Source organism: Microbulbifer rhizosphaerae, assembly GCF_014191725.1.
In the GTDB taxonomy this organism is placed as follows: Bacteria; Pseudomonadota; Gammaproteobacteria; order Pseudomonadales; family Cellvibrionaceae; genus Microbulbifer; species Microbulbifer rhizosphaerae.
Genome location: NZ_JACHWZ010000017.1, coordinates 16,277 through 28,372 on the forward strand (window position 1 = coordinate 16,277; position 12,096 = coordinate 28,372).

Genomic DNA, 12,096 nt, shown 5'->3' on the forward strand with positions numbered 1-12,096 from the left:
TCGCCGCCCAAGAGCTGGCCTTGTACTGCTGCTGGTCTTTTGAGGCTGTTATAAAAAGTCCAGGAGGGATAAGTATGTTTATTGTAGAGAACCGCGGTCAGCTGGCCCGTCATCGCCATGCCATTGCTGTTTTTTCCCTAATGTGCCTGACCACCTGCCCGCTATTGCTGCCCTCGGCGTCAGCGGCCACGCTGACCCAGGTGAGCAATTTCGGCAACAACCCGGGCAACCTGGAGATGTATCTCTACGTGCCCGACAACCTGACCGGCCCCGCGCCGGTTCTGGTGGCGCTGCACTACTGCACCGATACCGAGCCGGTGCTTTTCAGCAACACCCAGTTCGCCTCTCTGGCCGACCAGTACGGCTACATCGTCATCTACCCGTCGGTCACGCGCAGCAGCCAGTGTTTCGACGTATACAGCTCCCAGGCCCTGACCCGTGGCGGCGGCAGCGACCCGGTCTCGGTCAAGTCGATGATCGACTACGTGGTGCAAAATCACAAGCGGCCGGCCGGGTGCACAACGCCTTCCCCGGCTACGGGGGCCCTATCCGCGTATGCAATTGCGGCACGGCGTGAACGATGACGTGCTGGATTACAATAATTTCGGCGAGGAAATTAAGCAGTGGACCTACGTCCACGAACTGAGCCAGACGCCGACCGCTACCGACACCCCTCAGCCCAACCAGAGCCGAACGCGCTACGGTAGCAGTGGTCCCAACGCCCCGGTTGAGGCCATCAGTATCCAGGGAGCGGGCCACAATATTTCGATCAATGCTGCGGAAGTTATCCGCTTCTTTGGCCTGGATGGCACCGGCCCATCCGGCTCGTCTTCCAGCAGTTCCTCCTCGTCGGGCGGTGGCAGCACCATCGCCGTGCGCGCGCGCGGTACCACCGCACAGGAGTCGATCACCTTGCGGGTGGGCGGCATCGACGTGGAAAGCTGGACACTGGCCACCGGTATGCGGGACTACACTGCCACCACCGCCCTGAGCGGCGATGTCCTGGTGGCCTTTACCAATGACAACGGGGACCGCGACGTGCAGGTCGACTATGTGCAGGTCAACGGTCAGGCCCGCCAGGCCGAGGATCAGAGCGAGAACACCGGTGCCTGGGATGGCTCCTGCGGTGGGGGCTCATTCAGCGAGTGGCTGCACTGCAACGGCCATATCAACTTTGGCCCTGTCTCCGGCGTTTCGAGCGGTATGTAAAGCTGGGGCAATTGGCGACTGCGCTTTATTGTTGCGGCTGAATCAGTTATACAGGGCTGATATAAGACCTGCAGGCCAGTGACACAGTGAAACAGAAGCAGACCCGCCGTCAACGCAATACCCACCGCAACAACAAGATGCCCACCATCAGCGACGTCGCTCGCCGCGCCGGGGTATCGCCGATGACGGTGTCCAGGGTGATCAATGGCGAGAGCAATGTGCGGGCCAGCACTCGCGAGGTTGTGAACACCGCTATCGAGGAACTCGGCTACACGCCCAACCGGGCGGCGCGCAGCCTGGCGGGTGCGAACCAGATCAATATAGGCCTTCTTTACAGCAACCCCAGTGCCGCCTACCTCAGCGAGTTCCTGGTGGGCGGCCTGGAACAGGCCGGCCGCCACAATGTACAGCTGAGCGTCGAAAAATGCGATGTGGAACTGGATGCGGAAGAGGTGGCCTATCGCCTGGTGTCCCGTGGCATGGAGGGCATACTGCTGCCGCCCCCCTTGTCGGACTCGCCGCAGGTACTGGACGCGCTGGAGTCCAGCGACACGCCGGCGGTGGCGATCGCCAGCGGTCAGCTGCAGAAGAAGAATGTCTCGGCGGTGAGCATCGATGACTACCGGGCTGCCCATGCCATGACCCGGCACTTGATTTCCCTGGGGCACCAGCGGATCGGCTTTATTGTCGGTGACACTAACCAGGTGGCCAGTGAGCGCCGCCTCAGCGGCTATCGGGATGCCCTGCATGAAGCGGGCCTGCCGGCCCCCGAGGAACTGGTGGCCCCGGGCCTGTTCACCTACCGCTCGGGGCTCGACGCCGCCGAGCAACTGCTCGGACTCGAGACCATCCCCACGGCCATTTTCGCCAGCAATGACGATATGGCCGCGGCCACCGTTGCCGTAGCCCACCGCTACGGGCTGGACGTGCCCGGCGATCTTTCCGTGTGCGGCTTCGATGACACCGCCCTGGCCACTACCATCTGGCCGGAACTCACCACCATTCACCAGCCGATTATCGAAATGTCCCGCGCCGCGGTGGATCTGTTGATCAAGAAAATACGTGCACGGCGCGCGGGCACCAAGGATGAATGTCGCCACCTGCTGCTGGATTTCACCCTGGTGCGCCGGCAGTCGGACGCCCCGCCCCGGCGGCGGCCGCCGATTACCGTAATGAAAACCTCCGGGGAAAAGCAGACCTCCAAAAGCTGAGGATGCGGGGCAAGCTTAGGTTTCCATAAAGCCGCCGCCGTTGGGGTGGATCACCTGGCCCGTGAGATAGGACCCATCCTCGCTGGCCAGGAATACAAAGCAGGTGGCTACCTCGCATGGCTGTCCGGCGCGCCCCATCGGTGTGTCGCCGCCGAAGTCCTCGACTTCACTGGCAGAGAAAGTGGCCGGAATCAGCGGCGTCCAGATTGGGCCAGGTGCAACGCCGTTGACCCTGATTCCCCTGCCGGCGAGGGATTTGGCCAGTGAGCGGGTGAAGCTGGTGATCGCACCCTTGGTACTGGAATAATCGATCAGGTGATCGCTGCCGCGATAGGCGGTTACCGAGGTGGTATTCAGGATAACCCCATCATCCGGCAGTTGTTCCAGCGCCGCCTTGGTGAAATAGAAAAAATTAAAGAGGTTTGTGGCGTAAGTGTCTTGTAGCTGCTGCGCGGATATCCCGCTGATATCCTCGGTCGGATGTTGTTGAGCCGCGTTGTTGACCAGTATGTCCAAGCGGCCGAACTTGTCCGTGGTGCGCTTGACGCAGTCGCGGCAGAAGCCCTCATCGCGGATATCGCCGGCAAGCAGCAGACATTCCTGTCCCTCCTGCTCCACCAACTTCCTGGTCTCTTTCGCATCCTCATCTTCATTCAGGTAAACGATGGCGACATCCGTTCCCTCACGCGCGAAATGCACCGCCGTTGCACGGCCTATGCCGCTGTCGCCACCGGTAATCAGCGCCACTTTATCCTGTAGTTTGCCGCTGCCGCGGTAGTTGTCGCGGATAAACACCGGGCGCGGCTTCATGACGCTTTCCCGGCCGGGCTGTTTTTCCTGGCTTTGCGGTGGCCTTTGTTGCTGCTGTTTGTGGAAATCCCCGGACATGCGCCCTCCTGTTCGCATAATGACAATACCGGATCAGGCTGGAAGTGAGGAGAACAGAGGTTCCCCCATTTGTGGGGGAACCAGGCACTGCTTAGTGGCGGCGCGAAGCCCCTTCGGAGATGCCGTACTGCTGGTAAACATTACTGCGGAATTTGGGATCTGCCATGTCCGGCCAATGATCCTTATCAAAGCCTTCAGCTTTCTTCAGCTGCTCTTTGTCTATATTCAGGATAAAACACTCATCTGCGGTATCCACCCGCATGGCTTCCGGGGGTATGGCAAACAGGTCATCACCCATGCCCATGACGCCGCCAAAAGACAGAACATAGTAGGCGACGTTGTGAGTTTCCGTATCGATCATGATCTCTTTGATTTTTCCAAGGTCTTCGCCCTGGCGGTTCTTTACCTGGTCTCCCTCCAGAGAGGAAGCCGAGAGCAGTGTATGATTAGCCATGATGAAATTTCCGTAAATTAGGTTGACTGGGAAAGTTATGGGGTGCTTGTAATGCATTCTCCCGGAACCAGTTTAGGGCTGTTTTCCCATTTCGATGTTTCTTAAAACAATTTTTCCGCCTTTCTTTCTGTCGTCCATAAAAACAAGGAATTTCAAAAGACGATAAAGATGGAGTGCAGCCTCGAATCTTGCCGAAGCCCAACATGTCTTTAAAATCATTCAGCGGATATCTTGCAAAGCATCCTGGTCTTTATCCGGTAGCTGGTCTTTCTCCCGGAGCTGGACATTCCGGAGTTTCGACTATCTGGTAGAACTGGATGCGCCCTTTTCCACTTCATAATCATAAGTGCCACATTGCGCAAGTCTGTTTTATTGTCAATATCATAGATGTTCCCGTCTTCCGGCATGATATTCCTTGGCAATTCGTTCGAAGATTTTGATGTCATTGCGAATGGTGGCGGAGATCGAGTGACGTAGACAGCACCGCCAACGGCGGCCTCGAGGTGCTATGGGTACCGGGCAAGAGCTGTCTTTAGCGCCTGGACTGGCCGAAATCTGTGCTCGGCGGGATGCGGATACCCCCGGGGCTGCCCGGTGGGCTTGTCGTTGTAAATCCTTGTAAGTTCTTGTGCCTGGTATCGAAGGTGGCGCCCCCGAGGCGGCTTTCCCACACACAGGAGGGGTGGCCCGACGGACGCCGGTGGTTTCTCCCACCGGGTGATACCGGTTTCGTTCCTTCCAGGCGGACAGCCAGATACAAATTGGGTATCCTAGGTGGTTGGATGCCTTTGCCGTGGGCAGGCGTTTGGCAGTAACAATAAGGATAAGTATTGATGACCAATTCCCTATTGCGACCACTGAAAATTGCTGTGGTCTTTCTATTGAGCTTTTGCTGGTATCTCCCTTCCCATGCGGCCGAGCAGGCGGAGCTTTCCGTGCACGAATACGGCGCACTGCCCAATATCAGCATGATGAGCATTTCGCCAAGCGGCGATATGATCGCCTTCCGGAATACGGACGGTGAGCGCGATCTTGTCGTGGTTGTCTCATTGAAAGAAAAAAAGCGCCTGGCGGCGGTGGATGTCAGCGAGATCACTCCCCGCTACCTGTATTTTGCCACTGAGGATGAATTAATCCTGGTGGTTTCCGAAGTGCGTCACTTATTCGGCTACCGCGATGAGCTGGACTTGAGCACCGCTTACGCCTACAACCTGCGCCGGAATGAACTGCGCCAGTTGCTGACGCCTGGCGACGTGATCTACCCGGGCCAGAGGGGGATGGGACGTATCGTCGGCATGTCTCCGGATCGCAAATACGTGTATATGCCCGCCTATGTGCCGGAAGACAGGCACGACCGGAGTCCCGATATGGACCTGCTGCGCGTGGAGCTGGATTCTCCGCGCCGGCCAAAGGTGCATTTCAAGGGCAAGAACAGTTCCCTGGATTTCTTCGTGAACAGGCAGGGGGAGGTCATCGCCCACGAGATTTTCAACAACCGCCGGGACAGGCACCGCATACTGGCCAGGCAGGGGGAGGAGTGGAAGGAGATCTACCGCGAAGACACCGAAATGATGAATATCTCGGTGGTGGGCATATCCCCGGACCGGGAATCCCTGGTGGTCCTTGCCAATAACGACAGCACCGGGCGCGACGACTACTACCTCATGTCGCTGCTGGACGGCAAACTCCAATGGGCCGGATTCGGGCGCGAGGATGCGGATGTGGAATATACCTACAAGGACCTGAACCGGGTGGTGTGGGGTGTGCGCTATTCCGGCTTCACGCCCAGTTACAAGTTCTTCGATCCGGAGCTGGACCGTCGCATGGCGGATATCCAGGCCATGTTCCCCGAACACTCGGTTAGGTTGCAGGACTGGAGTGAGGGCTGGAAAGACCTGGTCGTGTATGTGGAGGGATCGAGCTTTTCCGGCCACTATTACAAATTCAGCCAGGGACAGCCGCCGGTGCAACTGGCGAGTGCGCGCCCGAATATTACCGAAAAGCATATTCATCCCATCGGCAAGGTAACTTTCCGGGCGCGCGACGGCTTGCCCATTCCCACCCTGCTGACCATTCCGCGCCACAAGCTGGGAAATATGAAGGACCTCCCGGCTGTGCTTATGCCCCACGGGGGGCCCGCCTCATACGATCGGATTGGCTTCGACTGGCTGGCCCAGGCGCTGGCCAACCGCGGCTACCTGGTGATCCAACCCCAGTTTCGCGGCTCTGAGGGGTTCGGTCAGGATCACTATGAGGCCGGTCACGGCGAGTGGGGGCGAAAAATGCAGGACGACCTCACCGACGCAGTGCGGTTTCATATCGACAAGGGGATCGTTGATCCCGAGCGGGTGTGCATAGTGGGCGCCAGCTACGGCGGCTACGCGGCTCTCGCCGGTGGCGCCTTTACGCCGGAACTCTACCGCTGCGTTGTGTCCATCAATGGCGTGGCTGACCTGCGCGACATGCTCAAGGAAGAAAAGAGCGAGCACGGCCGGGATCACTGGGTGCTGGCCTATTGGGAGAACAACATCGCCAAGGGCGACGCTTCCAAGGAGAAGCTGAACGAGATATCGCCCGCGCGACACGCGAAAAACTTCCACGCACCGGTGCTGTTGATCCACGGTGAGAAAGACAAGACGGTGCCCTTCGCCCAGTCGAAGACCATGTACAAGCAACTTAAGCGCGCGAAGAAAACCGTCGAACTCCTGGAGTTGGAGGAGGAAAACCACAACCTGCTGCAAGGGAAGACCCGATTGCAGGCGGTGGAAGCTGTGGTCGCGTTCGTTGACCGGCACCTGCAGTAAGCACGGCGGGTGATCCGGCGTGCATTACCCGGGACCTAAGTCCTTTCCTGCGGGGGACACGGCTCAGAGCTGGTTTGAGCCCGCGCCGCCATGAGCAGGCCGCGGTGATCACGCCCGCCGGACGCAACAGCTGTCCGGCTTCGGCGATATCAGCGGCCTCGCGCAGCCTGCTTACAGTTCTCTTATCCAGATATTGCGGAAACTCACAAAATCGTTGTGGTCCTGCAGGGCGATGGGTGCGCAGTCGTGAACTTCATATCCGGGTTCGCCTATCCACACGGTTGTGCCCAGTATTTCCACATGATTCTGCACCAGCATGCCATTGTGTAGAACCGTAATGGTCGCCGGCTCGACCAGCTTCTTGTGTTCAAATCGAGGTGCTTTGAAAATAATATCGTAAGTCTGCCATTCACCCGGCGGCCGCGAGGCATTCACCAGGGGGATATGCTGCTTGTAAATTGAAGCAGCCTGACCATTGGAGTAGGTCGGGTTTTTATAGGAATCCAGGATCTGCACCTCATAGCGTTCCTGCAGGAATACGCCGCTGTTATTACGCTGTTGGCCCTTGCGATCACCGAACTGGGTGGGAGTGCGCCATTCGAGGTGTAATTGCACATCACAGAATACGCGCTTGGTGCGGATATCACCCATTCCCGGCACTACGGTCAGGACTCCTTCCTTCAGGGCCCATTCGGCCTCGCCGCCTTGCGTGGATTCCCACTGCGACAAATCGTTACCATCGAACAATACGACGGCGTCCGAGGGCGGAGCGTTCGATAGCGCTTTCACGGCCTTGGGAACCGGTTCCCATACTTCTGACTTTTCGGCGAGTTGCCAGGGTTCCAGTGCTTTGTCTGTTGACTCCGCATCGCAGGATAATACCGCGAAAACACACGGAATGGTCATGGCAAAGGCCGTTGATCTGAAGAGTCGGAGGGGATTGTTTTTCATTTGATTGTATTTCCTGATCAGGTCGCCCAAGCTCGATCGCCCTCCGTATAAGGGATACAGCCCTCAAAATGGCCCGGTATTGCGGCATAACGAAGCACTTCGGTTGCGCCCAGCTTTGAGGTAAAGAAGCCGAACAGGGTGAGTTGCTTCATCATGGTGAAGTAGTGCGGGTCAGTCTGCCCCGCATTATGCAGCCTGGATTCACGGTCCAGTTGCGAGATCAGGCTGTGCCGATCTCCCGGGCTCAAATCCATAAAGGCAGTGTCGTAGGACTCCAGGCTGGCGGTCTGCAGCTGTGTGATACCGCGATGAAAAACAGCCTGCTCTTCGCTGATATAACAGTCGTTCACCATAACGGTCATAAACTGCCCCACCTGCGCATCCTTCGCGCCGGGCGTATTGGTTCGTGGAATAATGGTTTCGGCAATCTCATCCAGAAGCGCCACATGGGTAGCGTCAAAGCGGTATTCTTCCGGAGGCTCCCTGCGTGTACAACCTGTCAGCAGTACATTTCCGCCAACAAAGGCCGCGCCTGTAGCGGCGGCAATCATTTTTAACAGTTCGCGTCTGTTCATGGCTAAAGGTTACCTTTTTTCAGTTCTTCCACTGCGTAATCGGCAGCCCGGGCGGTGAGTGCCATGTAGGTCAGTGACGGATTCACGCAGGATGCAGAAGTCATACAGGCCCCATCGGTAACGAAGACGTTGGGCGCATCCCAGACTTGGTTGTGACCGTTGAGTACGGAGGTTTTGGCATCGCGCCCCATACGCGCGGTTCCCATCTCGTGAATGCCCTTGCCCGGGGCATATTCGCCGGAAAATCCGCGTACATTCTTTGCGCCCCCGGCTTCCAGTATGTCCACGGCGTCCTGCATCATGTCCTTGCGCATGGCGATTTCGTTCTCTCGGATCTCTACATCCATCGCCAGTACCGGCAATCCCCACCTGTCTTTGACGTCGTGATTCAGGTAAATCCGGTTGTCGTGGTAGGGCAGCATCTCGCCGAAGCCGCCCATGCCGATTCTCCAGTTACCCGGCTCGCTCAGGGCATCCTTGAGATCGGCGCCAATGCTCAGCTCCGCTACGTCTCTCCTCCAGCCCCGTCGACTGGCACCCCCCTGGTAACCGAAGCCGCGCAGATAATCGCGCTGGTCGCCGTTCCAGTTGCGGAATCGCGGTACATAGATCCCGGTCGGGCGGCGGCCGAAGTAATACTTGTCCCGGTAACCCTCCACTTCGCCGCCAGCTCCCACATTGAGATGGTGGTCCATTACATTGTGACCCAACTCGCCGCTGCTGCTGCCCAGGCCATCGGGCCAGATATCGGTGGCGGAGTTCATCAGCACCCAGGTGGAATTGAAGCTGGAGGCGTTCAGGAACACAATTTTGCTGGTGAACTCGTAAGTCTGATTGGTTTCCGCATCGATAATTTCGACGCCGCTGGCGCGCTTCCTGTCTTTGTCGTAAAGCAACCGGGTCACAATGGAATAGGGGCGAAGCGTAAGGTTGCCGGTTGCCATAGCCGCCGGTAGAGTCGAGGATTGAGTGCTGAAATAGCCGCCGAAGGGGCAACCCAGCCAACACTTGGCCCGAGCCTGGCAATTTATCCGGTTCTGCTCCGGCATGGGCTGAGTGATATTTGCGGCTCGCCCCATAATCATATGACGATCGCCCTTAAAGGCCTTTTGGATTCGGGCGGCGACATCCTTTTCCACACAGTTCATTTCGAATGCGGGCTGGAACTGACCGTCTGGCAGGACATCCAGGCCGTCGCGGTTGCCACTGATACCGGCAAAGCGTTCGACATGGTCGTACCAGGGGGCCAGGTCGTCGTAGCGAATGGGCCAGTCGACGGCGATGCCCTCGCGCAGATTGGCTTCAAAATCCAGACGGTTCCAGCGATAGCTCTGGCGCCCCCACAGCAGTGACCGGCCACCGACATGGTAACCGCGAAACCAGTCGAAGCGTTTGTCTTCCACATAGGGAGAATCTTTGTGGCTGGCCCACATGCCGGAGGTGGATTCGTTCAGCGTATATTCGCGCTTCAGTACCGGTTCCTCTTCCTTCATTTTCTGGGTTGGTGTGTCCCGGTGCGGGTAGTCCCATGCTTCCTTGTGCGCATTTTTATAATCTTTTATGTGTTCTATATTGCGTCCGCGTTCAAGCAGCAGGACTTTGAGCCCTTTCTCGGTAAGCTCTTTGGCAGCCCATCCACCGCTGATACCAGAGCCAACCACGATAGCGTCGTAATGATTATTATTCGCCATGGTCATACCTCTTGTGCCGTATTATTTATGTTGTAAATTGAATGTCTGGATTTCGGGGCGCCTTTATTTGTTAGACATCGCAGATTTGTATTGCTGATTTCAATGATTCGATATTACCCTCGATATTCCCTCTGGTAGGGATAAACTCCTGGGCAATGTAGCCGTCAAAGCCGGTTTCCTTGACCGCGCGGGCAATGGCCGGATAGTAGAGTTCCTGTGTGTCATCTATTTCATTGCGTCCTGGAACACCGGCTGTGTGGTAATGACCGAAGTATTGATGATGATCGCGGATGGTCCGGATAATATCCCCTTCACTGATTTGCATATGGTAAATATCGTAGAGAAGTTTGAAATTGGGGGAGTCCAGTCGTTTACACAATTCTATCCCCCAAGCGGAGTTGTCACATAGGTAGTCAGGGTGGTCGACCTTGCTGTTGAACAGTTCCATTTGCACGATTACGCCGCGCTTTTCCGCTTGGGAAAGAATTTTCTTGAGGCCTTCGATGGCATTTTTCAGCCCTGTTTCCGGGTCCATCCCACGGGCGTTGCCGCTGAAGCAGATCAGGTTCCGGTAGCCGGCATCTGCTACCAAGTCGATATGCTTGCGATAGTTATCAATCAGCTGAGTGTGAAATCGGCTATCACCCCAGCCATCCTCCAGGCTGATTTCCGCACCATTACACATGGAAGAGTCGACCCCCTCGCGTTTGAGCAGGGCCCAATCCTTCGGGCTCACCAGATCAATGGCGGCAAAGCCCAGGTCCTTGATCACCATGCATAGCCTCTCGAGGGAGAGCTCGCCATAGGTCCAGCGGCTGACGGAGTGGTTGATGTTGCCTTTCAGCTTAAAGGGCTCTGGAATTTTTGGAGTGGCCAGGGTGTTCGCACTCAGCGCGCTCATCGCGCTAGCCCCCAGCGTGCCTGCGGCAAGGTTGCGGAGCACGGTGCGTCGGTTCGGGTTGAAAGTCATTTTTACTTAGCCTCACTCGGTGGAGCCCTGTGATAACAATCCCTCGTCAGCATGTGCTTTTTCTTTGTTGAATGTCAGTGTGAAGAGCACAAAAACTGCCAACGCAAAGGCCGCAGGGAACAGCCAGATGTTTTGCCACAGATGGCCATCCGCGACGGTAAACTTTTCGGTAATTTTCCCGGCCACCCAGAACCCAATGAGCATACCGACACCATAGGTAGCCAGGGTAATCATGCCCTGGGCGGAACTCTTGAATTTTTCGCCGGCTTTGGAGTTTGTGTAGATTTGGCCGGATACGAAGAAGAAGTCGTAACAGATGCCGTGCAGAGCAATGCCGAGGATTAGCATGAATACAAGGTTGTCGGCATCGCCGAAAGCGAACAATGCGTATCTCAGTGCCCAGGCGATCATGCCGATCAGTAGCGTCAACTTGATGCCGAAGCGTTTAAGGAATATCGGCAGCACCAGCATAAAAAGTACTTCAGAAATCTGGCCAATGGTCATTTTGCCTGTGGCATTTTCAACGCCGATTTCCGTCAGGAAGGGGTTGGCGTTTTGGTAGTAGAATGCCAGGGGAATGCAGATCAGTACTGAGGAGAGGAAGAAGAGCGCAAAGTTGCGGTCTTTCAACAGGCCCAGGGCATCCAGTCCCAGTGCATCGCGAAGCGTCAGTCTTTCACCCAGCGCAGCGGCGGGTGGTGTCTCGGGCAGGGTAAAACTGAAGATACCCAGAATCAGCGACGCCAGGGCGCCCATCAGGAAAGTGTTTTTCAGCAGGCCCGCCGCAATGGCCTGTTGAGAATCCCAGGAGAAGCCATAGCTGATAATGAGCCCCGCGGCAATCCAGCCGACGGTGCCCCACACCCGAATTTTGGCAAAGTCTTTGGCCGGGTCATTCATTTGCCGGAATGCCACTGAGTTGACCAGAGCGAGGGTCGGCATATACAGAATCATATAGGCCAGTACAAAGGGATAAAAACTACCGAAGCTCTCGGCTCGATAGAGTTGATACATCAGAACTGCACCCACCAGATGAAGGATGCCAAGTATGCGCTCGGCATTGAAGTATCGGTCAGCGATCAGCCCGACAATCAAGGGGGCGACGATGGCGCCCCAGGATTGAGTCGCAAAGGCCATGCCGGTCTGGCTACCGGTGGCATTGAGGTTTTGGGCCAGGAATGTGCCCAGAGTGACAAACCATCCTCCCCAGATAAAAAACTGGAGGAACATCATGGCGCTGAGACGTATTTTTATAATATTCATCTGTTGCCCACACTTTTTGTTAGAAATGTCCTGTTTTGAATGGCGCTAAATTAAGTCGAAAGTGTGATGCTGAGAGCCCG

11 protein-coding genes are annotated in these 12,096 nt (G+C 56.6%); 4 read left to right on the forward strand and 7 right to left on the reverse strand.

Annotated elements, in window-relative coordinates:
• Window positions 1-74 precede the first annotated feature (74 nt).
• The 3 genes from FHS09_RS22580 (at window position 75) to FHS09_RS16315 (ending at window position 2,420) form a co-directional block, all read left to right on the forward strand.
• Window positions 75-584, forward strand: a complete 510-nt coding sequence (locus FHS09_RS22580) for a CE1 family esterase (RefSeq protein ID WP_221192058.1) — start codon at window positions 75-77, stop codon at window positions 582-584.
• Window positions 556-1,209, forward strand: coding sequence for a carbohydrate-binding domain-containing protein (locus FHS09_RS22585; protein ID WP_221192059.1), 654 nt, complete (start codon window positions 556-558; stop codon window positions 1,207-1,209). The genes FHS09_RS22580 and FHS09_RS22585 overlap by 29 nt, the downstream gene beginning before the upstream one ends.
• 86 nt (window positions 1,210-1,295) lie before the next feature.
• Complete coding sequence (locus tag FHS09_RS16315) at window positions 1,296-2,420, forward strand: LacI family DNA-binding transcriptional regulator (RefSeq protein ID WP_221192060.1); 1,125 nt, start codon at window positions 1,296-1,298, stop codon at window positions 2,418-2,420.
• A gap of 15 nt (window positions 2,421-2,435) precedes the next feature.
• On the opposite strand, the gene FHS09_RS16320 is transcribed toward FHS09_RS16315, so the two are convergent.
• Both FHS09_RS16320 and FHS09_RS16325 read right to left on the reverse strand, forming a co-directional pair.
• Complete coding sequence (locus tag FHS09_RS16320; protein ID WP_183461856.1) at window positions 2,436-3,308, reverse strand: SDR family oxidoreductase; 873 nt, start codon at window positions 3,306-3,308, stop codon at window positions 2,436-2,438.
• A 91-nt stretch (window positions 3,309-3,399) separates the two neighbouring features.
• Complete coding sequence (locus FHS09_RS16325; RefSeq protein ID WP_183461858.1) at window positions 3,400-3,762, reverse strand: PRC-barrel domain-containing protein; 363 nt, start codon at window positions 3,760-3,762, stop codon at window positions 3,400-3,402.
• An 833-nt stretch (window positions 3,763-4,595) separates the two neighbouring features.
• On the opposite strand from FHS09_RS16325, the gene FHS09_RS16330 reads away from it, so the two are divergent.
• Window positions 4,596-6,566 (forward strand): alpha/beta hydrolase family protein, encoded by a 1,971-nt coding sequence (locus tag FHS09_RS16330; protein WP_183461859.1) that lies wholly within the window; start codon window positions 4,596-4,598, stop codon window positions 6,564-6,566.
• 171 nt (window positions 6,567-6,737) lie between these two features.
• On the opposite strand, the gene FHS09_RS16335 is transcribed toward FHS09_RS16330, so the two are convergent.
• The 5 genes from FHS09_RS16335 to FHS09_RS16355 form a co-directional block, all read right to left on the reverse strand.
• A complete protein-coding gene (locus FHS09_RS16335) occupies window positions 6,738-7,547 on the reverse strand; it encodes a 3-keto-disaccharide hydrolase (RefSeq protein ID WP_246395097.1) in 810 nt (269 codons plus the stop codon).
• Window positions 7,535-8,092 (reverse strand): gluconate 2-dehydrogenase subunit 3 family protein, encoded by a 558-nt coding sequence (locus tag FHS09_RS16340; protein ID WP_183461860.1) that lies wholly within the window; start codon window positions 8,090-8,092, stop codon window positions 7,535-7,537. Before FHS09_RS16340 ends, FHS09_RS16335 begins: the two co-directional genes overlap by 13 nt.
• Window positions 8,093-8,094: 2 nt before the next feature.
• Window positions 8,095-9,783 (reverse strand): GMC oxidoreductase, encoded by a 1,689-nt coding sequence (locus tag FHS09_RS16345; protein ID WP_183461861.1) that lies wholly within the window; start codon window positions 9,781-9,783, stop codon window positions 8,095-8,097.
• A 70-nt stretch (window positions 9,784-9,853) separates the two neighbouring features.
• The gene (locus tag FHS09_RS16350; protein WP_183461862.1) at window positions 9,854-10,753 is read right to left on the reverse strand and encodes a hydroxypyruvate isomerase family protein; all 900 of its coding nucleotides are present in this window, start codon (window positions 10,751-10,753) and stop codon (window positions 9,854-9,856) included.
• 12 nt (window positions 10,754-10,765) lie between these two features.
• Complete coding sequence (locus FHS09_RS16355) at window positions 10,766-12,016, reverse strand: nucleoside permease (protein ID WP_183461863.1); 1,251 nt, start codon at window positions 12,014-12,016, stop codon at window positions 10,766-10,768.
• Between the last annotated feature and the right edge of the window lie 80 nt (window positions 12,017-12,096).

Bases quoted from the DNA above. Each gene is read 5' to 3' on its own strand.
- FHS09_RS22580 (WP_221192058.1), top strand. From the start codon at position 75: ATGTTTATTGTAGAGAACCGCGGTCAGCTGGCCCGTCATCGCCATGCC.
- FHS09_RS22585 (WP_221192059.1), top strand. From the start codon at position 556: ATGCAATTGCGGCACGGCGTGAACGATGACGTGCTGGATTACAATAAT.
- FHS09_RS16320 (WP_183461856.1), bottom strand. From the start codon at position 3,308: ATGTCCGGGGATTTCCACAAACAGCAGCAACAAAGGCCACCGCAAAGC.
- FHS09_RS16325 (WP_183461858.1), bottom strand. From the start codon at position 3,762: ATGGCTAATCATACACTGCTCTCGGCTTCCTCTCTGGAGGGAGACCAG.
- FHS09_RS16330 (WP_183461859.1), top strand. From the start codon at position 4,596: ATGACCAATTCCCTATTGCGACCACTGAAAATTGCTGTGGTCTTTCTA.
- FHS09_RS16340 (WP_183461860.1), bottom strand. From the start codon at position 8,092: ATGAACAGACGCGAACTGTTAAAAATGATTGCCGCCGCTACAGGCGCG.
- FHS09_RS16345 (WP_183461861.1), bottom strand. From the start codon at position 9,783: ATGGCGAATAATAATCATTACGACGCTATCGTGGTTGGCTCTGGTATC.
- FHS09_RS16350 (WP_183461862.1), bottom strand. From the start codon at position 10,753: ATGACTTTCAACCCGAACCGACGCACCGTGCTCCGCAACCTTGCCGCA.
- FHS09_RS16355 (WP_183461863.1), bottom strand. From the start codon at position 12,016: ATGAATATTATAAAAATACGTCTCAGCGCCATGATGTTCCTCCAGTTT.